Origin of the sequence: Muricoccus nepalensis, assembly GCF_006438825.1 — a bacterium.
In the GTDB taxonomy this organism is placed as follows: Bacteria; Pseudomonadota; Alphaproteobacteria; order Acetobacterales; family Acetobacteraceae; genus Roseomonas; species Roseomonas nepalensis.
This window is the reverse complement of sequence record NZ_RCZP01000001.1, coordinates 26,245-47,690: the sequence shown is the minus strand read 5'-3', so window position 1 is coordinate 47,690 and position 21,446 is coordinate 26,245. Positions and strand designations below refer to the sequence as shown.

19 protein-coding genes are annotated in these 21,446 nt (G+C 73.1%); 13 read left to right on the top strand and 6 right to left on the bottom strand.

Features of this window, described 5'->3' with window-relative positions; genetic code table 11:
• From EAH89_RS00225 to EAH89_RS00195, 7 genes are read left to right on the top strand one after another with little or no spacing between them, the layout of a single operon-like run.
• Positions 1 to 807: an ABC transporter ATP-binding protein gene (locus tag EAH89_RS00225; RefSeq protein ID WP_194152285.1), complete on the top strand. Its 807-nt coding sequence runs from the start codon at positions 1 to 3 to the stop codon at positions 805 to 807.
• Entirely contained in the window at positions 804 to 2,708 is a 1,905-nt protein-coding gene (locus tag EAH89_RS00220) for an AMP-binding protein (protein ID WP_140880728.1), read from the top strand. The genes EAH89_RS00225 and EAH89_RS00220 overlap by 4 nt, the downstream gene beginning before the upstream one ends.
• Before the next feature lie 2 nt (positions 2,709 to 2,710).
• Positions 2,711 to 3,604: a branched-chain amino acid ABC transporter permease gene (locus EAH89_RS00215; protein WP_140880726.1), complete on the top strand. Its 894-nt coding sequence runs from the start codon at positions 2,711 to 2,713 to the stop codon at positions 3,602 to 3,604.
• A 4-nt stretch (positions 3,605 to 3,608) separates the two neighbouring features.
• Positions 3,609 to 4,676: a branched-chain amino acid ABC transporter permease gene (locus EAH89_RS00210; protein ID WP_140880724.1), complete on the top strand. Its 1,068-nt coding sequence runs from the start codon at positions 3,609 to 3,611 to the stop codon at positions 4,674 to 4,676.
• A 35-nt stretch (positions 4,677 to 4,711) separates the two neighbouring features.
• Entirely contained in the window at positions 4,712 to 5,995 is a 1,284-nt protein-coding gene (locus EAH89_RS00205; RefSeq protein ID WP_140880722.1) for an ABC transporter substrate-binding protein, read from the top strand.
• Entirely contained in the window at positions 5,995 to 6,834 is an 840-nt protein-coding gene (locus EAH89_RS00200) for an ABC transporter ATP-binding protein (protein WP_140880720.1), read from the top strand. Before EAH89_RS00205 ends, EAH89_RS00200 begins: the two co-directional genes overlap by 1 nt.
• Positions 6,831 to 8,066, top strand: coding sequence for a phenylacetate--CoA ligase family protein (locus tag EAH89_RS00195; protein ID WP_241666771.1), 1,236 nt, complete (start codon positions 6,831 to 6,833; stop codon positions 8,064 to 8,066). The genes EAH89_RS00200 and EAH89_RS00195 overlap by 4 nt, the downstream gene beginning before the upstream one ends.
• A gap of 4 nt (positions 8,067 to 8,070) precedes the next feature.
• Here the strand turns inward: EAH89_RS00195 and EAH89_RS00190 are convergent, their stop codons facing one another.
• Complete coding sequence (locus EAH89_RS00190; RefSeq protein WP_140880718.1) at positions 8,071 to 9,582, bottom strand: YifB family Mg chelatase-like AAA ATPase; 1,512 nt, start codon at positions 9,580 to 9,582, stop codon at positions 8,071 to 8,073.
• On the bottom strand, positions 9,579 to 10,607 hold the full coding sequence (locus EAH89_RS00185; protein WP_140880716.1) for a histone deacetylase family protein: 1,029 nt from the start codon (positions 10,605 to 10,607) through the stop codon (positions 9,579 to 9,581). The genes EAH89_RS00190 and EAH89_RS00185 overlap by 4 nt, the downstream gene beginning before the upstream one ends.
• 121 nt (positions 10,608 to 10,728) lie before the next feature.
• Between EAH89_RS00185 and EAH89_RS00180 the strand changes: the two genes are divergently transcribed.
• The 5 genes from EAH89_RS00180 to EAH89_RS00160 are packed head-to-tail and all read left to right on the top strand — an operon-like array spanning position 10,729 to position 15,585.
• Entirely contained in the window at positions 10,729 to 12,021 is a 1,293-nt protein-coding gene (locus tag EAH89_RS00180) for an ArgE/DapE family deacylase (protein WP_140880714.1), read from the top strand.
• Entirely contained in the window at positions 12,018 to 13,259 is a 1,242-nt protein-coding gene (locus tag EAH89_RS00175) for a Zn-dependent hydrolase (protein WP_140880712.1), read from the top strand. Before EAH89_RS00180 ends, EAH89_RS00175 begins: the two co-directional genes overlap by 4 nt.
• A 1-nt stretch (position 13,260) precedes the next feature.
• On the top strand, positions 13,261 to 14,754 hold the full coding sequence (locus EAH89_RS00170) for a M81 family metallopeptidase (protein ID WP_140880709.1): 1,494 nt from the start codon (positions 13,261 to 13,263) through the stop codon (positions 14,752 to 14,754).
• 4 nt (positions 14,755 to 14,758) lie between these two features.
• Positions 14,759 to 15,151, top strand: coding sequence for a VOC family protein (locus EAH89_RS00165; RefSeq protein WP_140880707.1), 393 nt, complete (start codon positions 14,759 to 14,761; stop codon positions 15,149 to 15,151).
• A complete protein-coding gene (locus tag EAH89_RS00160) occupies positions 15,148 to 15,585 on the top strand; it encodes a GNAT family N-acetyltransferase (protein ID WP_140880705.1) in 438 nt (145 codons plus the stop codon). The genes EAH89_RS00165 and EAH89_RS00160 overlap by 4 nt, the downstream gene beginning before the upstream one ends.
• Before the next feature lie 18 nt (positions 15,586 to 15,603).
• On the opposite strand, the gene EAH89_RS00155 is transcribed toward EAH89_RS00160, so the two are convergent.
• Entirely contained in the window at positions 15,604 to 15,861 is a 258-nt protein-coding gene (locus tag EAH89_RS00155) for a hypothetical protein (protein WP_140880703.1), read from the bottom strand.
• A 153-nt stretch (positions 15,862 to 16,014) separates the two neighbouring features.
• Positions 16,015 to 18,855, bottom strand: coding sequence for a glycosyltransferase (locus EAH89_RS00150; RefSeq protein ID WP_241666770.1), 2,841 nt, complete (start codon positions 18,853 to 18,855; stop codon positions 16,015 to 16,017).
• Between the two features lie 283 nt (positions 18,856 to 19,138).
• Here EAH89_RS00150 and EAH89_RS00145 point away from each other — a divergent pair, with 283 nt between their 5' ends.
• Complete coding sequence (locus EAH89_RS00145; protein ID WP_140880701.1) at positions 19,139 to 20,443, top strand: hemolysin family protein; 1,305 nt, start codon at positions 19,139 to 19,141, stop codon at positions 20,441 to 20,443.
• A gap of 72 nt (positions 20,444 to 20,515) precedes the next feature.
• Here EAH89_RS00145 and gpt read toward each other — a convergent pair whose 3' ends face one another.
• Positions 20,516 to 21,010 carry a xanthine phosphoribosyltransferase gene (gene gpt, locus EAH89_RS00140; RefSeq protein WP_140880699.1) on the bottom strand — a complete coding sequence of 165 codons (495 nt, stop codon included), beginning with the start codon at positions 21,008 to 21,010 and terminating at the stop codon, positions 20,516 to 20,518.
• Positions 21,011 to 21,027: 17 nt separating this feature from the next.
• Positions 21,028 to 21,369, bottom strand: coding sequence for a tRNA-binding protein (locus EAH89_RS00135; RefSeq protein ID WP_140880697.1), 342 nt, complete (start codon positions 21,367 to 21,369; stop codon positions 21,028 to 21,030).
• Positions 21,370 to 21,446: the final 77 nt, after the last annotated feature.

The window sequence follows — 21,446 nt, the reverse complement described above, 5'->3', positions numbered from 1 at the left end:
GTGGGCGATTCTGAGCCGATCCTGAGGGCGGATTCCGTGTCCCTGCGCTTCGGCGGGATCCGGGCGCTCACGGACGTGTCCTTTTCCGTGCGGCGCGGCGAGGTCTTCTCGATCATCGGGCCGAACGGCGCCGGCAAGACCTCCATGGTCAACTGCATCTCCGGCCGCTACCGCCCGACCGAGGGCCGCATCCTCTTCGACGGCGCCGACATCACCCGCGTGCGCCCCAACCGGCGCGCGGCGCTCGGCCTCGGCCGCACCTTCCAGAACCTGGCCCTGTTCGGGCACATGAGCGTGCTCGACAACATCATGGTCGGCCGCCACCACCTGCTGAAGTCCGGCTTCCTCTCCGGCATGACCTACTGGTTCGGCGGCGCCCAGCGTGAGGAGCTGGCGCACCGGCGGGAGGTCGAGGAGATCATCGACTTCCTGCAGATCCAGCACATCCGGAAGGCGCAGGCCGGCACCCTCTCCTACGGGCTTCGCAAGCGCGTGGAGCTGGCGCGCGCCGTGGCCCTGCGCCCGAAGCTCATCCTGCTCGACGAGCCCATGGCCGGCATGAACCTCGAGGAGAAGGAGGACATGGCGCGCACCATCCTCGACCTGAACGAGGAATGGGGCATGACCATCCTCATGATCGAGCACGACATGGGCGTGGTGATGGACATCTCGAACCGCGTCATGGTCCTCGACTTCGGCCGCAAGCTGACCGAGGGCGCGCCCGCCGAGGTGATGGCGCACCCGGAGGTCCGCCGCGCCTATCTCGGCGAGGCCGACGCCGCGCCCGCGGAGGCGATCCCGGCGTGAGCGGGGCGACCACGGACCGGGCGGACTGCTTCCCCCGCCTTCTCCGCCGGAACGCGCGCGCCCACGGCGCGGAGGTCGCGCTGCGCGAGAAGGACCTCGGCATCTGGCGCGCCTTCACCTGGGGCGAGTACGAGGCGCGGACGCGGGCCATCGCGCTCGGCCTGGACGGCCTGGGCATCGGCGCGGCGGACGTCGTGGCGCTGATCGGCGACAACCGGCCGGACTGGGTGATGGGCGAGATCGCCGCCCACGCGCTCGGCGCCCGCTCGCTCGGCCTCTACCGCGACGGGCTGGAGGAGGAGGTCGCTTATCTCCTCCGCTTCGCCGGCGCGACCGTCGCCATTGCCGAGGACGAGGAGCAGGTCGACAAGCTGCTCAACGTCGCGGACGAGGTGCCGACGCTGCGCCACGTCGTCTATTCCGACCCCCGCGGCATGCGGAAGTACTCGGACCCGCGCCTGCTGCCGATGGCCGAACTGGTGGCGCGCGGCGAGGCCGCCCACGCCGCCGACCCCGCCGCCTGGGACCGGCTGGTGGACGCCGTGGACGCCGACCGCGTCGCCGTCCTCTGCACGACCTCCGGCACCACCGCGCGCCCCAAGCTCGCCATGCTCAGCGGCCGCGCCCTGGTGCGGCACGCCGAGACCTATCTCTCCGCCGATCCCAAGGGCCCCGCGGACGAGTACGTCTCGGTCCTTCCGCTGCCCTGGATCATGGAGCAGATGTACGTCTTCGGCTTCGGGCTCGTCGCCCGCATGCGCGTCTCCTTCGTGGAGGAGCCCGAGACGATGATGGCCGACTTCCGCGAGATCGGCCCGAGCTTCGTGCTCTTCGCGCCGCGCGTCTGGGAGACGCTGGCGGCCGACGTGCGCGCGCGCGTGATGGACGCCTCCCCGCTCAAGCGCCGCGCGTACGACCTCGGCATGCGGCTCGGCCTCGCCGCCCAGGCGAAGGGCCGGCGCTCGAAGCTCGCGGACTTCCTCCTCTTCCGCGCGCTCCGCGACCGCATGGGCTTCACCCGCCTGACCTCGGCGGCCACCGGCGGCGCGGCGCTAGGCCCGGACACCTTCCGCTTCTTCCAGGCCATGGGGGTGCCGCTGCGCCAGCTCTACGGCCAGACCGAGAGCCTCGGCGCCTACACCATCCACCGCCCGGGCGAGGTCGACTTCGACACGGTCGGCACCGCCTTCGACGGCGTGGACCTCCGCGTGCACGAGCCCGACGCGAACGGGGTCGGCGAGATCCTGACGCGCCACGCGAACATGTTCCAGGGCTACCACGGGGTGGAGGGCATCCCGGACATGCGCGACGGCTGGCTGCACACGGGGGACGCCGGCTACTTCGACAAGGCCGGGCACCTCGTGGTGATCGACCGCATCAAGGACATCGCCACCACCTCGCAGGGCGACCGCTTCTCGCCCCAGTTCATCGAGAACAAGCTCAAGTTCAGCCCCTATGTCGCCGAGGCCGTGGTGCTGGGCGACGGGCGGCCGCATCTCGCGGCGCTGCTCTGCATCCGCTTCCCCATCGTCTCGAAATGGGCGGAGCGGAACCGCATCTCCTTCACCACCTACACGGACCTTTCGGCCCGCCCGCCGGTGCTGGAGCTGCTCCGGGCTGAGGTGGAGAAGGTCAACGCCACCCTGCCGCCCGCCCAGCGCATCCGCGACTTCGTCCTTCTCTACAAGGAGCTGGACGCGGACGACGACGAGCTGACCCGCACCCGCAAGGTGCGCCGCGGCGTGATCAACCAGAAATACGGCACGATCATTGACGCCATCTACGCCGGAGAGAGGAGCATCCCGGTGGACACCACTATCACCTTCCAGGACGGCACGAAGCAGCGCATCCGCACGACGCTCGCCGTCGCCTCCAGCGAGCGCGCGCGGGAGCCGGCCTGACCATGGACGGGACGCTTCTCTTCCAGCTCGCGCTCAACGGGTTGATCGTCGGCGCGCTCTACGGCGTCGTCGCGATGTCCTTCGTGCTCATCTACAAGGCGAGCCAGGTCGTGAATTTCGCCCAGGGCGAGTTCCTGCTCGTCGGCGCCTGGATGTGCTGGTGGTTCCTGACGGAGTGGCAGCTCCCCTTCGTCATCGGCTTCCTCTTCACCCTCGTCTTCATGACCCTCTTCGGGATCATCCTGCAGGTGGTGGTGCTGCGACCCCTGATCGGGGAGCCCGTGATCAGCGTGATCATGGCCACCATCGGCATGGGCATCTTCTTCCAGGCGCTGATGAAGTGGATCTTCGGCGTCTTCGCCAAGCCCTTCCCGCCGGTCTTCACGGCCGAGCGCGTCTCGGTGCTCGGGCTCGAGGTGCAGACGGCCTATCTTCTCTCGCTCGGCATCTCGCTCGCCATCATGGCGGGCTTCGGCTGGTTCTTCCGCTACTCCCGCTACGGGCTGGCCATGCGGGCCACGGCCTTCGACCAGCAGGTGGCGCAGTCGCTCGGCATCTCCGTGCCGCGGGTCTTCGCCATGTCCTGGGCGATCTCGGCGGTGGTCTCGGCGGTCGCCGGCGTCACCGTCGGCATGGTCAACGGCGTCTCCTCCGCGCTCTCCTTCTACGGGATCAAGGTCTTCCCGGCCGTGATCCTCGGCGGGCTCGATTCCATCGTCGGCGCAGTGCTCGGCGGCCTCATCGTCGGCGTGCTCGAGAACCTCGCGCAGTACGTGGACAGCCAATGGCTGAACTGGGGCAACATGTACCAGGTGGCGCCCTTCTACGCGCTGCTGCTCATCCTGCTGGTCAAGCCCTACGGCCTGTTCGGCACCAAGAACATCGAGCGGATCTGACGGCATGACGGTGATGACGCCGGCCGGCGACTTCCGCATGAGCTACCGGGCCGACACGACGATCTTCCCGACGCTGGGCAGCCGCGCCGCGCTCTGGGCAGGGCTGGCGGTGCTTCTCTGCGCGCCCTTGGTGCTGGACCGCTACTTCCTGAGCCTGCTGATCAACGTGGGCACCCTCGGGATCGCGGCCCTGGGCCTGAACATCCTCGTGGGCTTCACGGGGCAGATCAGCATCGGCCACGCCGCCTTCTTCGGCTTCGGCGCCTTCTCCTCCGCCTGGCTGCACGACAGCTTCGGCCTTCCCGTGCTGCTCTGCATCCCCGTGGCGGGGGTCATGACGGCGCTGGTCGGCCTCGTCTTCGGCGCGCCCGCCGCGCGGCTCAAGGGCCTCTACCTCGCGATCGCGACGCTGGCCGCCCAGTTCATCCTCGAGGACTTCTTCGCCCGGGCCCGCTGGTTCACCGGCGGCGTCGCGGGGCGGCTGACGGAGAGCCCCTCCCTCTTCGGCTTCGCGATGGACCGGGAGGAGAGCTACTTCTACCTCGTCCTCGCCTTCGTCATCGTCCTGTTCGTCGCCGCCGCCAATCTCATGCGCACGCGCGACGGCCGGGCCCTGGTGGCCGTGCGGGACCACTACCTCTCCGCAGAGATCATGGGCATCAACCTCGCCTACTACCGGACCCTGTCCTTCGGCATCGCGAGCTTCTACGCGGGGATCGGCGGCGCGCTCTACGCGCACCACCTGCAGTTCGTGAGCGTCGAGGCCTTCAACATCCTCTTCTCCATCCAGTTCCTCGGCATGGTCATCATCGGCGGCCTCGGATCCATCATGGGCAGCCTCATGGGCGCCGCCTTCATGGTGGCCCTGCCGGAGGTGGTGCAGAGCGCCGCGGACGCCATCGCGGGCGGCGCGATCGACCGGGCGCTCAAGATCGGCGGCAACATCTCCTTCCTGCGCGAGATGGCCATCGGCGCCGCCATCATCCTCTTCCTCATCTTCGAGCCGGACGGGCTGGCGCGACGCTGGAAGCTGATCAAGGCCTACTGGAAGCTCTACCCCTATTCCCACTGACAACGAGCCGTGACGCGGCCAAAGGAGACGACCCCATGAAGGCAGCCCTTGCTCTCGCCGCCACGGTGGCGCTGGCCACCCCGGCGCTGGCCCAGCAGCGCATCCCCGTCGGGCACCTGATGGACAATTCGGGCGCCACCTCGGACGTGGGCGTGCCCTACGGCCAGGGCGTCGCGGACACGCTCGCCTGGGTGAACCAGACCCGCCAGGGCGTCGCGGGCCGGCCGCTCAACGTGCTCGGCTTCGACTACGGCTACCAGGCGCCGCGCGCGGTCAGCCAGTACCAGGCCTGGACCGGGCGCGAGCGCGTTGTCGCCATCCAGGGCTGGGGCACGGCGGACACCGAGGCGCTGGTGCGCTTTGTCAACCGCGACCGCATCCCCTTCATCTCCGGCTCCTACTCCGCGGCCCTGACGGATGCCGGCGGCAAGTCCGGCCGCGCGGGCGTCGAGGCCTCGCCCTACAACTTCTTCTTTGGACCCTCCTACTCCGACGCGCTGCGCGGCATGCTCCGCTGGGCCGCGGACGACTGGAAGGCCAGGGGCGGGCAAGGGCGTCCGAAATACGTCCACATGGGCGGCAACCACCCCTACCCGAACTCGCCGAAGGAGGCGGGCGAGGCCATGGCGCGCGACCTCGGCTTCGAGGTCCTGCCGGCCATCCAGTTCGCCCTCACGCCGGGCGACTACACCTCGCAGTGCCTGACCCTGAAGCAGCAGGGCGCGAACTACGCCTATCTCGGCAACACCGCGGGCTCGAACATCTCGGTGCTCCGCGCCTGCCAGACCGCGGGCGTGCAGGTGCAGTTCATGGGCAACGTCTGGGGCATGGACGAGAACGCCATGAAGGCGGCCGGCGCTGCCGCCAACGGCGTGGTCTTCCCCGTGCGCACCCAGGTCGTGACCGGCCAGGACGCGCCGGGCATGGAGACGATCCGCGCCATCAGCCGCATCTCGGACCCCGCCGGCACCGTCTACCGCCCCGTGCACTACCTCGCCGGCGCCTGCGCCGCGATGCTGATGGTGGAGGCCATGGACACCGCCGCCGCCAACGGCGGGCAGGTGACGGGCGAGCGCATCCAGCGCGGCTTCTACGAGCGAACGAACTGGGTGCCCAAGGGCTTCGAGGGCGTCTGCACCCCCTCCACCTTCACGCCCGAGGATCATCGCGGCACGATGCGCGTCGCGATCTACCGCGCCGTCGTCAGCGGCGACACCTCGCAGGGCAGCGTCGCCGAGCTGATGCGCGCCGGCACCATGCGGCTCGAGCCCGTCACGACCGTCGAGCTCGAGCGCAAGCGCGAGCTGCTGGGCTGGTGATGCTCGACGCCTCGCAGCACCCGAGGCCCGCGGCGGCGGCGCAACCCGCGCCACCGCTGCTCGAGGTCTCCAACATCGAGGTCGTCTACAGCGACGTCATCCTCGTGCTGCGCGGCCTTTCGCTGGCCGTGCCGCAAGGGCGGATCGTGGCCCTGCTCGGCGCCAACGGCGCGGGCAAGTCGACCACGCTGAAGGCGATCAGCGGCCTTCTCAAGACGGAGGAGGGGGAGGTCACGCGCGGCGAGGTGCGCTTCGGCGGCGAGCGGATCGACGGCATCGACCCGCACGAGATCGTCCGCCGCGGCATCTTCCAGGTCATGGAGGGCCGACGCATCGTCGCCGACATGACCTGCCTCGAGAACCTCCGCCTCGGCGCCTTCACTCGGCGCGACAACGAGGTGAAGCGCGACATCGACATGGTCTACGGCTTCTTCCCCCGCCTGGAGGAGCGGACGGGCCTCGCGGGCTATCTCTCGGGCGGCGAGCAGCAGATGCTCGCGATCGGCCGCGCGCTCATGGCCCGCCCGAAGCTCATCCTCATGGACGAGCCGTCGATGGGCCTCTCGCCGCTGCTCGTGAAGGAGGTCTTCGGCATCATCCGCCGCATCAACCAGGAGCTCGGCGTCACCATCCTGCTGGTGGAGCAGAACGCGCGCATGGCGCTCTCCGTCGCCGACTACGGCTACGTCATGGAGCAGGGCAAGGTGGTGCTGGACGGCACGGCCGCGTCCCTCTCGGAGAACGAGGACGTGAAGGAGTTCTACCTCGGCGGCCACGGGGCCGAGCGGAAGTCCTTCCGCAACCTCAAGTCCTACAAGCGCCGGAAGCGCTGGCTTTGAGCGCCCATCTCGACGCCCTGGAGACGCGCCCGCCGGAGGAGCGGGAGGCGGCGCTGATGGCGCGGCTGCCCGGCTTCCTCGCCCGCGCCGCGGCCGGCTCCGCCCACGCCGCCCGCGTGCTCGCCGGCACCGCACCGGCGGACGTCACCTCGCGAGCGGCCCTCGCGCGCCTGCCGCTGACCCGGAAGTCGGACCTCATCGCCGCCCAGGCCGAGGCGCCCCCCTTCGCCGGGCTGAACGGCGTGCCCGTGGCCTCGCTCGCCCGCATCTTCGTCTCCCCCGGCCCGATCCACGAGCCGCAGGGCCAGGGCGTCGACACCTTCCGCTTCGCGCGCGCCCTGCACGCGACCGGGCTTCGCGCCGGCGACATCCTGCAGAACTGCTTCGCCTACCACTTCACCCCCGCCGGCTTCATGCTGGAGGGCGGCGCCCGCGCGCTCGGCTGCCCCGTGATCCCCGCCGGCACCGGCAACACCGAGGCCCAGGCGCGCGCCATGGCGCATCTCCGCCCCCGCGCCTACTCGGGCACGCCGGACTTCCTGAAGACGGTCCTCGAGCGCGCGGACGAGCTCGGCCTCGACGTTTCCTCGCTCCGCCTCGGCCATGTCTCGGGCGGCCCCTACCTGCCGGCGCTGCGGCGCTACTACGGGGATCGCGGCCTGACCGTGCTGCAGTCCTACGCCACCGCCGAGTGCGGCGTGATCGCCTACGAGAGCGAGGCGCGCGAGGGGCTGATCCTCGACGAGGAGGTGATCGTCGAGATTGTCCGCCCCGGCACCGGCGACCCCGTGGCGGAGGGCGAGGTCGGCGAGGTCGTCGTCACCGTCTTCGACGAGGCCTACCCGCTCCTCCGCTTCGCCACCGGCGACCTCTCGGCCTTCCTGCCGGGGGCCAGCCCCTGCGGGCGCACCAACGCGCGCCTCCGCGGCTGGATGGGCCGCGCCGACCAGGCGGCGAAGGTCCGCGGCCTCTTCGTGCGTCCCGAGATGGTGGCCGAGATCGCGCGCCAGTGCGCCGCCCCCGGCCGCCTGCGCCTCGTCCTGTCGGAGGACGGGGGCCGCGACCGCATGGAGCTCCGCGCCGAGGCGGCGGAGGACGAGGGCCTGCGCCGGCGCCTGTCGGAGGCCCTGCAATCCGTCACCCGGCTGCGGGGGGAGGTCGCGCTCGTCCCGCCCGGCAGCCTGCCGAACGACGGCCGCGTCGTGGACGACACCCGGCCGCTCCCGGCCTGACGCCTCACCCCGCCGCGGGCTTGCGCAGGCGGTAGCCCAGCGCCTCCGCCACATGGCCGCGCCCGACGAGCGCCGCGCCCTCGAGGTCGGCGACGCTGCGCGCCACCCGCAGCGCGCGGACCATCCCGCGGTTCGACAGGCCGAGCCGCTCCGCCGCGCCCTCCGCAAAGGCCAGCGCCGCGGCCTCGAAGCCCTCGCGCAGGGCCTCGACCGGCGCCTCCGCGTTGGTCGCGAAGCCCATCCCCTCGTAGCGGGCCCGCTGCGCCGTGCGCGCCGCGGCCACGCGGACGGCAACGGCCTCGCTGGTCTCGCCCGAGGGCGCCCGCGCCAGTTCCCTGGGCGCGATCGGCTGCACCTCGATCACGAGGTCGATCCGGTCGAGCAGCGGGCCGGAGATCTTGCCCTGGTAGGCCTCGCCGCAGCGGGGCGCGGTGCCGCACTCCCGCCCGGCATGGCCGAGATAGCCGCAGCGGCAGGGGTTCATGGCGGCGACGAGCTGCACCCGCGCCGGGTAGGAGACGTGCGCCGCCGCCCGGCTCACCGTCACGCGCCCGCTCTCCAGCGGCTGGCGCAGCGCCTCCAGCGCCGGGCGGGGGAACTCTGGCAGCTCGTCCAGGAACAGCACGCCGCGATGGGCGAGGCTCACCTCCCCCGGGCGGGCGCGCGGCCCGCCGCCGGTCAGCGCCGCCTGGGAGGCGGAGTGGTGCGGGTCGCGGAAGGGCGGGCGCGCGCTGATCCGCCCGGCCTCCAGCCCGCCGGCGACCGACCGCACGAGGCTGACCTCCAGCGCCTCGGAGGGCGTGAGGTCCGGCAGCAGGCCCGGCAGCCGCGCCGCCAGCATCGACTTGCCGGAGCCGGGCGGGCCGATCATCAGCAGGTTGTGCGCGCCCGCCGCCGCGATCTCGAGGGCGCGCTTGGCGCTCTCCTGCCCCCGCACCTCGGACAGGCAGGGCCCGCGGGCCTCCCGCGGCAGCGGCGCGGGCGGCGGCGGGGGCGAGAGCGCCTGGCGCCCCTGGAAATGCGCGATCAGCTCGCGGAGGTCCGGCGCGGCCAGCGCCTCCGTCGCGCCCGCCCAGCTCGCCTCCGCGCCCTGCGAGGCCGGGCAGACGAGGCCCAACTCCCGCTCCGAGCAGGCGAGCGCCGCCGGCAGCACCCCGGCCACCGGCCCGATCGTCCCGTCCAGCGCCAGCTCTCCGAGCGCCGCGTAATGCGCGACCTCGTCCACCGGGATCACCCCCATGGCCGCGAGCAGGCCGAGCGCGATCGGCAGGTCGAAGTGGCTCCCCTCCTTCACGAGGTCGGCCGGCGCTAGGTTCACCAGGATGCGCTTGGGCGGCAGCGACAGGCCAAGCACCGACAGCACGGCGCGCACCCGCTCCCGGCTCTCGCCCACCGCCTTGTTCGGCAGGCCGACCACGGTGAAGGCGGGCAGCCCCTGGGCCACCTGCACCTGCACCTCCACGGGCACCGCCTCGACCCCGTGGAAGGAGAAGGTGGTCAGCCGCGCGAGGCTCAACCCCAGGCCCCGAGGAAGCGCGCGAGCAGCCCGCCGATCACCTCGGTGTTGTAGCCCCCCTCCTGCACGACGGCCGTCGGCAGGCGCATCCCGGCGATGGCCGTGCCCGCACGGGCGAAGCCCTCCTCGGTCACGCGCAGCGCGGCCAGCGGCTCGTGCTCGGAGGCGTCGAAGCCGAGCGACACCACCAGCGCCTCGGCGCCATAGGCCCGGACGCGGGAGATCCCGGCGGCGACCGCCTCAAGCCAGTGCTCGTCGCCCGTCCCCATGGGCTGGGGAAGGTTGAGGTTGAAGCCGGCGCCGTCCCCCCCGCCCGTCTCGGAGGCGTGGCCGACGAACCAGGGATAGTAGCCGTCGGGATCGGCGTGGACCGAGACGGTCAGCACGTCCCGGCGCGACCAGAAGATGCCCTGCGTGCCGTTGCCGTGGTGGCTGTCGATGTCGAGCACCGCGACCCGCGCGGCCCCCGCGTCCCGCAGCGCCTGAGCGGCCAGCGCCGCGTTGTTGACGTAGCAATGCCCCCCGGCGCGCGCCGCGTAGGCGTGGTGCCCGGGCGGGCGGCAGAGCGCGTAGGCCACCCCGCCGCGCGCCGCCACCTCGGCCGCGGCCAGGGCGCAGCCGGCTGCGGCCGCCGCGGCCTCGTGCGTGCGCGGGCCGACGGGGCAGGCCGTGTCCGCCGTGTACCAGCCCGCCCGCCCCACCGCCTTCGTCGAGGGCCGCGCGCCCTGGGCCAGCATCTCCGGCGAGGGATGGATGTTCGCGACCACCTCCGCGCCCGCGCCCGGCATCGCCGCCCATTCCCCGGGTGCGTCGCGCAGCCAGTCGAGGTAGTCCGGCGCGTGGACGCTCTCCAGCGCGGCCCGGCCGGGCAGGGGCGGGACCTCGGCCTTGAGGCCGAGCGCGGCCAGGCCCTCCCGCAGCGCGGCGGCCCGCGCCGGCACCTCGAAATTGGGGCGCAGCACGCCGCGCATGAGGAAGAAGGCCGGCGCGTGCGCCGATTCCAGCGGATGGTCGAAGGCCTGCATGGCCGGGGACCCTATGAGCGCCCCGCATCCTTGTCCACGCGATCCGCCGCGCGGAGCCCTCGCCTCGACACGGGGCGCCAAGCGGTTAGCCTGCGGCTCTTCCACGCCGCCAGGACCCTTCATGCCCGATCTCGACCCCGGCGCCCGGCGCGCCATCCTGGACGCCGTCACGGCCCTGGAGGGGGAGGCGGTGGACCGCCTCGCCGCCCTGGTCCGTTGCGACTCCACCCTCGGCCGCGAGGCCGGCGCGCTCGACCTCATGGCCGCCAACTACGAGTCGCTCGGCCTCGCGCCGCGCCGCATCGCGACGGTGCCGGAGGCGCTGCGCGACCACCCCGGCTTCTCGCCCCCGCTGATCCCCTACGCCGGGCGCGACAACGTGGCGGCGCTCCACGCCCCGCGCGAGGTCCGCGGCCGGAGCCTCGCGCTGCAGGGCCACGTGGACGTGGTGCCGGAGGGCGCGGCGGACCTCTGGGTCACCCCGCCCTTCGAGCCCGCCGTGCGGGACGGCCGAATGTATGGTCGCGGCGCCGGCGACATGAAGGCGGGCATCGTCTCCTACCTCACGGCCTTCCAGGCGCTGCGCCTGGCCGGCCTCCAGCCCGCCGCCCCCGTGCAGATGCAGGCCGTGGTCGAGGAGGAGTGCACCGGCAACGGCGCTCTCGCCACCATGCTCGCCATGCCCCGCACCGACGCGGTGGTGATCCCCGAGCCCGGCCCCTCCATGGCCGCGATGTACTCCGCCGAGGTCGGCGTCGTCTGGGCCTGGGTCACCGTCACCGGCCGGCCGACCCACGTGCGTGACATGCACGCGGGCATCAACGCGATCGAGGCCGCCATGGGCATCGCCCGCCGCTTCAAGGACTACGAGATGGAGCGCAACCGGGCCGAGAACGTCCACGCGGCCTTCCGCGGCGTGAACCACCCGGTCAACGTCAACCTCGGCACCATCGAGGGCGGCGAGTGGAACAGCAGCGTTCCCACCCGCGCGCGCATCGGGCTCCGCGTCGGCGTCATGCTCGGCTACAGCGCGGCGCGAACGAAGGCCGACATCGAGCGCATCGTGGCCGAGGCCGCGGCGGACCCGGCGCTCCGCGGCACCAAGGTCGCGCTCGAGTTCAAGGGCTTCATGGCCGATGCCTGCGCCTTCGACATGGAGAGCGAGATTTGCCGCCTCGCCCGCCGCTCCTACGCGGAGGTGACGGGCGGCGAGCTGCGCGACTACCCCGCGACGGGCCTCACGGACGGCCGCTTCTTCACCCTCTACCAGGACACGCCGGTCGCCTGCTTCGGCCCGGACGCGCAGGAGATCCACGGCATCGACGAGAGCGTCTCGCTCGCCTCCATGCACGCCATCACCCGCAGCATCGCGCTGCTGATGGCCGAGTGGTGCGGGGTGGAGCGCGCGGCGTGAGCAACATCCCGCTCTCCGGCGCTCGGCTCTGGGACTCGCTGATGGAGATGGCGCGGATCGGCGCCACGCCCAAGGGCGGCTGCAACCGCCAGGCGCTGACGCCGCTGGACGGGGAGGGGAGGGCGCTGCTCGCGCGCTGGGGCGCGGAGATCGGCCTCTCGCTGACCACCGACCGGCTCGGCAACATGGCGCTCCGCCGCCCCGGGCACGACCCGTCCCGCCGGCCCGTCGCCATCGGCAGTCACCTCGACACCCAGCCGACCGGCGGCAAGTTCGACGGCGTGCTCGGCGTCCTCGCCGGGCTCGAGGTGATGCGCGCCCTGCACGAGGCCGGCGCCGAGACGGAGGCGCCGCTCCTCCTCATCAACTGGACCAACGAGGAGGGCGCCCGCTTCTCGCCGCCGATGATGGGCAGCGGCGCCGCCATGGGGGCCTTCGCGGAACGCCAGGTCCTCGACACGCGCGACCCCGAGGGCGCGCGCTTCGGCGACGCGCTGGCCGCGATCGGCTGGGCGGGCGAGGCGGACCCCGCCGCCCTCCGCGAGCTCGAGGCCTATTTCGAGGTTCACATCGAGCAGGGCCCCGTCCTCGAGCGCGAGGGGCTGGACATCGGCGTCGTCACCCACGCCCTGGCCCAGCAATGGTTCGACGTCACCGTCACCGGCGAGGAGTCCCACGCCGGCGGCGCCATGTCCCACCGGCGGGACGCGCTGGTGGCCGCGGCCGGGCTCGTCGAGGCCGTCGAGGCCATCGCGCGCGAGGCCGGCGGCGACGCGCGCGCGACGGTCGGGCGCCTCGCCGTCGAGCCCTCCAGCCGCAACGTCGTTCCCTCGCGCGCCACCTTCAGCGTCGACTTCCGCAATGGCGACGAGGCCGCGCTGGACCGCATGGCCGAGGCGCTCCGCGAGCGGGCGCAGGAGGTCGCGGCCCGGCGCGGCGTCGCGGTCGAGGTCGCGCCCTTCTGGGCCTTCCCGCAGACGCCCTTCGACGCGACCCTCGCGCAGCGCCTGCGGGATGCCGCCGCCGCGCGCGGCATCCCCTTCTGCGACATGCCCACCGGCATCGGCCACGACGCCGTCTACGTCGCGCGGGCGGTGCCGAGCGTGATGATCTTCACGCCCTGCCTCGGCGGCATCAGCCACAACGAGGCTGAGAGCATCACCCCGGCCCAGGCCGAGGCCGGGCTGCTCGTCCTGGCCGACGCGGTGCTCGCGACCGCCGGCATCGCGAGGGCCTGACATGCGCATCGCCATCGGCGGCTTCCTGCACGAGAGCCACTCCTTCGCCCCCCTGCCGACCGGCTGGCGCGACTTCGCCGAGCCCGGCGGCTGGCCCGCGCCCATGCGCCCCGCCACCCTGCTCGACGGGCTGCGCAACACCGGCGTCCCCGCCGCCGGCGCCATCGCGGCGGCGGAGCGGAGCGGCATCGCCATCGCGCCCCTCTCCTGGGCCTTCGCCAATCCCGCCGGACCCGTGACCGCCGAGGCCTTCGAGCGCGTCGCCGCCTGGATCGTCGCCGATCTCTCCGACGCCCTCGCCGCCGGCCCGCTCGATGGCATCCTCCTCGACCTGCACGGCGCCATGGTGGCGGAGGGATTCCCCGACGCCGAGGGCGAGCTCCTGCGCCGCGTCCGCGCCGTCGCCGGGCCCGACATGCCGATCGCCTGCAGCCTCGACCCCCACTGCAACCTGACGGCGGAGATGGTGGAGCGCTCGGACGCCGTCTCGCCCTTCCGCACCTACCCGCACGTCGACATGAAGCAGGCCGGCGCCCGCGCGCTGCGCCTGCTGGTGGAGCGCGCCCGCCGCGGCCGCCCCTTCGCTCGCGCCTTCCGCCAAGCGGACTTCCTGCTGCCCATCACCAGCCAGTGCACGCTGGTGCCGCCGATGAGCGAGGTCTTCGCCGAGCGCGAGCGGATCGCGACGCGCCACGGCGTGTCGGAGCTCGCCTTCTGCTTCGGCTTTCCCTACGCGGACTTCCCGGGCTGCGGCATGGCCGTCGCCGCCTACGCCGCGGACCAGCCCGCCGCCGACGCCGCGGCCGACGAGTTCCTCGCCCTGCTGAACGCGCGCGAGCGCGACTTCCAGGGCGAGATCCTGCCGGCCGACCGCGCCGTCGCCGAGGCGCTGAAGGCGAAGCCCGGCCGCCCCGTCATCCTCGCGGACACGCAGGACAACCCCGGCGGCGGCGGCCACGGCGACACCACGGGGCTGCTCGCGGAGCTCATCCGCCAGAAGGCCGCCAAGGCCGTGCTCGGCTCGATCAACGACCCCCTGAGCGCGGCCGCCTGCCACAAGGCCGGGGAGGGGGCGACCCTCTCCCTCAGCCTCGGCGGGCGGAGCGACGGCGCGCCGCTGGAGGTCACGGCGCGGGTGCTGCGGCTGTCCAACGGGCGCTTCACCTGCACGGGCGCCATGGCCGGCGGCAACCCGGCCGACCTCGGCCCCTCCGCCCTCGTCTCGGTCGGCGGCGTGCGGGTCATCGTGACGAGCCGGAAGATGCAGGCCTACGACCTCGCCCTCTTCCGGCACCTCGGCGTGGAGCCGGCGCAGGAGGGGATTGTGGCCGTGAAGTCGAGCGTGCATTTCCGCGCGGACTTCGGCCCCATCGCCGGGCGCGTCCTCGTCGTGGCCGCGCCGGGGCCGGTCGTCGCCGACCCCGCGACGCTTCCCTTCCGCAACCTTCGCCCCGGGCTGCGCCTGCGCCCCGGCGCGAACCAGGCGACGGGGTAGGCCCATGTTCAGCCACGTGATGATCGGCGCGCGCGACCTGGACGCGCTGGCGCGCTTCTACGACGCCGTCCTCCTTCCCCTCGGGCTGGAGCGCGGGCCGGACTCGGTCGCGGGGCCCCGCGGCGCCTGCTGGCGCGTGCCCGGCCAGCGCCACCCGACCTTCGACGTGCAGGAACCCTTCGACGGACGGCCCGCCAGCGCCGGCAACGGCGCCATGGTCGCCTTCCTCGCGCCCAGCCGCGCGGCGGTGGACGCGGCGCACGCCGCCGCCCTCGCCGGGGGCGGGGTGGACGAGGGCGCGCCCGGCCTCCGCGCGCGCTACGCCCCCGACTACTACGGCGCCTACATGCGCGACCCCGAGGGCAACAAGCTCCACGTCGTGCACCGCGGCGGATGACCGCGGCCGTCGCCCGCGTCGACGCCCTCCCGCCCGGCTTCCCCGTCCTGCGGGACGCGGCGCTCGCGGAGGGCTGGAGGATGCTCCGCGTGCTGGAGGAGGACTGGGACGCCGGCGCGATGCGCTTCGCGGCCCCCGGCGAGGCCCTCTTCGCGGCCTGGCGGGGCGGGGCGCTCGCCGGGATCGGGGGGCTGACGGTCGATCCCTACGCCGAGGCCGAGACGATCGGACGCCTCCGCCGCCTCTATGTCGCCCCGCCCCATCGCGGCCGCGGGCTCGGGCGCGCCCTGGTGGAGGCGATGCTGGCGCACGCGGCGGCGCACGGCTTCCGCTCGGTCCGCGTGCGCGCCCCGCCCGCCGCGGGGCGCTTCTACGAGGCCTGCGGCCTCCTGCCCGCCGTCCTCCGCTCCGCGACCCACATGCGCCCGCTCTGACCCGGCGGGCGCGCCCGGTCACATCCGGGCGGCGGTCGCCTCCAGGGTGCGCACGGCCTCGCGCGCGGTCTCGAGGTCGCGGCCCGTCGCCGCCACGGCGCGGTGCCAGCCGTGCACGCTGTCCTGCAGCTTCGTCGTGCTGTCGCGCAGGACGTAGAGGTTCTCGCGGAAGGCGCTGATCGCCGCCCGCTGCTCCGCCTGCGCCGCCGCGAGAAGGCGGAGCGCTGCCTGGAGGCGGTCCTGCGGGCTGCGGGTGAGGGGGAGGATCTCGGCCACGGCATGGTTCCCTTGAACTGTTAGGGAAGGCTTAACGCCTCGTCCGGCCGTCGCGCATCTTCAAACTGCGTTAACGAAAATCACTTCTCGTCCCAGAAACGGGACGGGCCGCGGGGTCTCCCCCGCGGCCCGCCGCCCCGCCCCGCGAAGGGGCTACTTCAGCTCGCTCCGCGCCACCGCCTGCCCAGCGGAGGACTGGGCGGAGACCGCGCCCGGCAGCGCGACGGCCTGCCGCGCCGGCAGGGCGGCGACGAGCGCCATCGAGACCGCGGCGAGGTAGGGTACGGACTGCACCAGCAGGATCACGGTCCAGAGCACCGCCTCCCAGGTGCCGCCGCGATGGGCCACGGTGATGCCGGCGGCGGCGAGCCAGAGGAGGAGCATGATCATCCCCTCCTGCCGCGCCGTCATCAGCCCCTGCACGAGCGCCGGCGCGTTCTCCATCTTCGGCGTGCGGGCGAAATGGGCCCGCCGCTTGAAGAAGCCCTGCCACACCGCCTTGCCGATGGTGTGGGTCAGCGCCAGCCCGCCGAGCGCGGCGCCCAGCCGGTCCAGCGGCCCGCAGGCGACCCGGGCGCGGTAGAGCGTCCAGATCTGCGCGAGCTTGAAGGTGAAGAGGCCGAGGCTCGGGATCATGAAGAGGGTGATCGGGAACTCGTCCGACAGCCCGACCGAGACGAGCGCCGTCCGCAGCCCCTCCGTCGCCAGGTGCAGCCCGAAGAGGTCGACGGCCGGGTAGAGCCGCGTCAGCGGGATCAACACGAGGCCGACCGACCACAGCAGCCCGCCGAGGACGAAGGCGAGGCCCAGCGCGTCGCCCAGCCAGGGCATCCAGCCCATGACGAAGTGGAAGCGCTGGCCCTGCGTCAGGCTGCGGTTGAAGGGGTTCAGCAGCGCGCGCCAGTGGCCCTTGACGATCTGCACCGCGCCGAAGGCCCAGCGGTGGCGCTGCTTGCGGTAGGCGGAGAAGTCGTCGGGCATCACGCCGCGGCCCATGGAGTCCGGGCAGTAGACGGCCTCCCAGCCCTGGCGCATCAGCCGCAGGCCGAGCTCGCTGTCCTCGCAGATGCACCACTCCGCCCAGGCCTTGCCGTCCACCGCCGCGTCCTCGAGCGCGGACTTGCGGATGAGCGTCATGGTGCCGTGCTGGATGATCGCGTTGCGCTCGTTGCGGGTCACCATGCCCGCCTTGAAGAAGCCGGCGTACTCCCAGAACATCAGCCGCTTGAACAGGCCGCCCTGCGCGTCGCGGTAGTCCTGCGGCGACTGGGTGAAACCGACCTCGGGGCGGCGGAAGAAGGGCGCCATCCGGCGCAGCCAGTCCGGCCGCACGGTGTAGTCGCTGTCGAGCACGCCGATCACGGCGGCGTCGGGCGCGGTCTCGCGCAGCGCGAAGTTTAGCGCGCCCGCCTTGAAGCCGGGCCACTTGCCGAGGTGGAAGAAGCGGAACCGGGCGCCGAGCCGCGCGCAGTGCTCCGCCACCGGCTCCCACAGCGCGGGGTCGGTCGTGTTGTTGTCGACGACCAGCACCTCGAAGTCCGGGTAGTCGAGGGCGGCGAGGGCGTCGAGCGTCTCGCGCACCATCGCCGGCGGCTCGTTGCAGATCGGCAGGTGCAGCGAGACCTTGGGCAGCGGCGTGCCGTCGGCGGCCGGCACCGCCGGCCACTGGCGGCGCGCGAGCCGCCCCCAGACCGTCTCGGCGAGCTCGAAGCCGTCGGACAGCAGGATGGCCAGCAGCAGCAGCTGCCCGGCGACGAGCACGCTCCAGACCACGCCCGCGGTGGTGGACATGTAGGTCTCGCTCATCGCGAGGAGGACGCCGGTGCCCAGCGCCACGAAGCCCTGGGACAGCACGCCGAGCATCAGCTTGCCCTGCCAGTGGATGTCGGGCCGGCGCGAGAGGAAGAAGAAGGCGGCGAGGAAGGCGGCGAAGCTCGCGCCCATCGCCCAGCCGAGCCAGGCCGGCGTCTCCTGCACGGGGCCCGTCATCGGCCACTTCTGGGCGCGGTCGAGGTCGTACATGCCCCAGTGGCCGGCCGCACGGCCCTCGAAGGAGACCTTCCAGGGCTGGTCGAAGGCCTCCATCACGAAGTACTCGAGGCCGCGCTGCTCGGCGATGGTGAAGAAGGAGCGCATGAACAGCGCCTGGTTCACGCGGCTGGCGCGGGCCGCGCCCTGCGCCACGCCATCGGAGGGCCAGCCGACCTCGCCGATGACGACGCGCTTGCCGGGGAAGCGCGCCCGCACGGCGTCGTACTTCTCCATGATGAAGCGCAGCGCGTCCTCGACCGGCAGCCCCTCCCAGTAGGGCAGCAGGTGGATGGTGATGTAGTCGACGGCGTTGCCGAGCTCCGGATGGTCCATCCAGACGTGCCAGGGCTCGGCGGTCGAGACGGGCTGGCGCACTTGGCGGCGCACCTGCTCGATGTAGCCGACCATCTGCGCGGGCGTCACGTCGCCACGCAGCACGGCCTCGTTGCCGACCAGCACGCGCTCGACGTTGCGGCTCTCGCGCGCGACCTGCACGAGGCGGCGAAGCTCGGCCGCGTTGCGGTCGAGCCGGCGGTCGAGCCAGGAGCCGAGCGTCACCTTGAGGTCGAGCCCGGTGGACCAGGCGATCTCGGGGATGCGCTCCATGCCGCCATGCGCCGCGTAGGTGCGGATGTGGCGCGTCATCGGCGCGACCCGGCGGAGGTCGCCCTCGATCTGCTCGGCGGTCGGCCAGTTCGTGCCCTCCGCGCTCTGCCCGCGCTGGTAGGGCGCGAAGGCGAGGCCGTTCACCTGGCCGCGGAAGTCGGGCATCGCCACCGGCCGGTTGAAGGCCCACCAGGCGCCGAGATGGGCGAGGGCGACGAGGGCGAGGAGAGCGAGCGTCACCCGGTGCCGCGCGAGGCGAGCGCCCGGCGAGCGGACCGGCGAGGGAAGGGGGCGGCGGGAATCGCTCATGGAGGGCTCGGGGTGGGGGGGAAGGCGCGGGGCGGCGAGCGCGTTCATCGCGTGCAGGGCTCCGGCGCGACGCCCCCCTCCGGTCCCCGGCCGATCCGGGCTTGCGCGAAGGGGGAGCGTCCTGCGCTCCCTGCCATGAGGCCCGCCGGCCAAGGCGCGGGTCCGGCCCAATCAGGGCAATATTGCGGCGCAGCGAAAAATCGTTGCGCGTAACGGAACACGACCGGGACAGCCGGCGCCCCCGTTTGGGTGTTATGCCCGCAAGGCCCTATCCATGCCGCGGGCCGCCGGCCCCTCGCCGCGCCCCGCCCGAAGGAACCCCACGCAGATCATGTCGGCGCTTCTCGAAATTGGCATCATCCTCCTCCTGGTGCTGCTGAACGGCGTCTTCTCGATGAGCGAGCTGGCGATCGTCTCCGCCCGCCGGGCCCGGCTGACGGCGCTCGAGCGGACGGGCTCGCCCGGGGCGACGGTCGCCATGGAGCTGGCCGACGACCCCCAGCGCTTCCTGCCGACGGTCCAGGTGGGCATCACGCTGATCGGCGTCGTCGCCGGCACCTTCGGCGGCGCGCGGCTCTCGGCGACGCTCGGCCCCTTCCTCGACGCGATCCCCGGCGTCGCGCCTTACGGCACCCCGGCCGCGCTGGTGCTGGTGGTGGTGCTGATCACCTACCTTTCCCTCATCCTGGGAGAGCTGGTGCCCAAGCAGCTCGCCCTCCGCCACCCCGAGCGCATCGCGGCCCTCGTCGCCCGCCCCATGTCCCGGCTCTCCCGGGTGTCCCTGCCGATCGTCTGGGTGCTCTCCTCCTCCTCCAACCTCGTCCTGCGGCTCCTCGGCGCCAACACGCCGATCGAGCAGTCCGTGACGGAGGAGGAGGTGAAGGCGGTGGTGGCCGAGGGCGCCCAGGCCGGCGCGCTCGAGACCGAGGAGCGCCACATGATCGAGCGCGTCCTCCGCCTCGCCGACAAGCCCGTGCGCGCGCTGATGACGCCCCGCCCCGAGATCGCCTGGCTCGACCGGAACGCGACGCCCGAGGAGGTCTCGGAGAAGCTGAAGGGCGAGACGGTCAACCGCTTCATCGTGGCGGACGGGCGCGTGGACAACGTCGTCGGCGTCGTCGCCGCCAAGGACCTGCTCGACCAGGTCCTCTCGGGCCAGCCCCTCTCGGTCGCGGCCGCACTCCGCCGCCCGATGGTGCTGCCCGACAACCTCTCCGCGCTCGACGCGCTGGAGCGCATCCGCCAGGACCCGCTCGGCCTCGCCCTCGTCATGGACGAGTACGGCTCCTTCGAGGGGGTGGTCACCGCCTCCGACCTGCTGGAGGCCATCGTGGGCGAGCTCGGCGCCCCTGCGACCCTTCCCTCCGCCGGCCCCGCGGTCGAGCGCTACGACGGCAGCCTGCTGCTCGACGGCATGATGCCGAGCGACGAGCTCCGCGCGCGCCTCGACCTGCCGGTGCTGCCCCAGCCCGGCACCTACCACACGGTCGCGGGGCTGATGCTCGCCCTGCTGCGGCGGGTGCCGAAGGAGGGCGACCGGATCGTCTTCGCGGGCTGGCGATTCGAGATCATCGACATGGACGGCCGTCGCGTCGACAAGATCCTCGTGGCGAAGGACGACGCCGTCTCGGCCTGAGGCCGGGCGGCGCGCGGCGTTTCAAGCTCCCGGCAGCGCCCGCTGCCTCGGGCCCCGGCGGCGCCCGCTGCCTCAGGCCCCGGCGGCGCCCGCCGTCTTGATGATGGGGGCCACGAACTGCGGCTCGGTGTCCCAGGGAAAGAGGATCCAGGTGTCCTGGCTCACCTCGGTGATGAAGCTGTCCACCAGCGGGCGCCCGGCCGGCTTGGCGTAGATCGTCGCGAAATGCGCGCCCGGCAGCAGCCCGCGCACGACGCGCGCCGTGGTGCCGGTGTCCACGAGGTCGTCCAGCACCAGCCAGCCCGCGCCGTCCCCGGCGGCCACCGGCGGCTTCACCACCTTCGGCTGGCCCATCTCCTCCTCGTCGTAGGTGACGACGGAGACGCTTTCGATCAGCCGGCAGTCGAGCTCCCGCGCCACGATCGCGGCCGGGATCAGCCCGCCGCGGGTGATGGCCACGATGCCCTTGAAGCCGCCCTCGACCGGCCCCTTGCCGACGAGGCGCCAGGCCAGCGCCTTGGCGTCGCGGTGAAGCTGGTCCCAGGTGACGGTGTAGTAGCGGGGCATGGGCGCTCCTTGAGGGCTCAGAACATCCGGGCGCCGTTGGGCACGGCCTGGTCCGGGCGGAGCAGCACCACGGCCCCCGCCTCGTCGGGCACGCCGAGCACGAGCACCTCGCTGGAGAAGCCCGCGATCCGGCGCGGGGCGAAGTTCACCACCGCCATGACCTGCCGCCCCACCAGCGCCTCCGGCGCGTAGTGCACCGTGAGCTGGGCGGAGGAGCGGCGCAGGCCGATCCCCTCGCCGAAGTCGATCACGAGCTGGATCGCGGGCTTGCGCGCCTCGGGGAAGGGCCGGGCCTCCACGACGGTGCCGGCGCGGATCTCGATGCGCTCGAACTCGGCGAAGGTGGCGGGTGTCTCCATCCGCCGCGCATAGCGGAGCGCGGCGCGCGCTGGAAGAGGGGGCGCCCGGCCGGGGCGGGCTGGAAGCGCGGGCGGCG

Excerpts from the sequence above, each read along its gene's own strand:
- EAH89_RS00180 (WP_140880714.1), top strand. The coding sequence starts at position 10,729 with ATGCCCGATCTCGACCCCGGCGCCCGGCGCGCCATCCTGGACGCCGTC.
- EAH89_RS00160 (WP_140880705.1), top strand. The coding sequence starts at position 15,148 with ATGACCGCGGCCGTCGCCCGCGTCGACGCCCTCCCGCCCGGCTTCCCC.
- EAH89_RS00205 (WP_140880722.1), top strand. The coding sequence starts at position 4,712 with ATGAAGGCAGCCCTTGCTCTCGCCGCCACGGTGGCGCTGGCCACCCCG.
- EAH89_RS00170 (WP_140880709.1), top strand. The coding sequence starts at position 13,261 with ATGCGCATCGCCATCGGCGGCTTCCTGCACGAGAGCCACTCCTTCGCC.
- EAH89_RS00165 (WP_140880707.1), top strand. The coding sequence starts at position 14,759 with ATGTTCAGCCACGTGATGATCGGCGCGCGCGACCTGGACGCGCTGGCG.
- EAH89_RS00150 (WP_241666770.1), bottom strand. The coding sequence starts at position 18,855 with ATGAACGCGCTCGCCGCCCCGCGCCTTCCCCCCCACCCCGAGCCCTCC.
- EAH89_RS00145 (WP_140880701.1), top strand. The coding sequence starts at position 19,139 with ATGTCGGCGCTTCTCGAAATTGGCATCATCCTCCTCCTGGTGCTGCTG.
- EAH89_RS00215 (WP_140880726.1), top strand. The coding sequence starts at position 2,711 with ATGGACGGGACGCTTCTCTTCCAGCTCGCGCTCAACGGGTTGATCGTC.
- EAH89_RS00200 (WP_140880720.1), top strand. The coding sequence starts at position 5,995 with ATGCTCGACGCCTCGCAGCACCCGAGGCCCGCGGCGGCGGCGCAACCC.
- EAH89_RS00185 (WP_140880716.1), bottom strand. The coding sequence starts at position 10,607 with ATGCAGGCCTTCGACCATCCGCTGGAATCGGCGCACGCGCCGGCCTTC.
- EAH89_RS00210 (WP_140880724.1), top strand. The coding sequence starts at position 3,609 with ATGACGGTGATGACGCCGGCCGGCGACTTCCGCATGAGCTACCGGGCC.
- gpt (WP_140880699.1), bottom strand. The coding sequence starts at position 21,010 with ATGCCCCGCTACTACACCGTCACCTGGGACCAGCTTCACCGCGACGCC.
- EAH89_RS00135 (WP_140880697.1), bottom strand. The coding sequence starts at position 21,369 with ATGGAGACACCCGCCACCTTCGCCGAGTTCGAGCGCATCGAGATCCGC.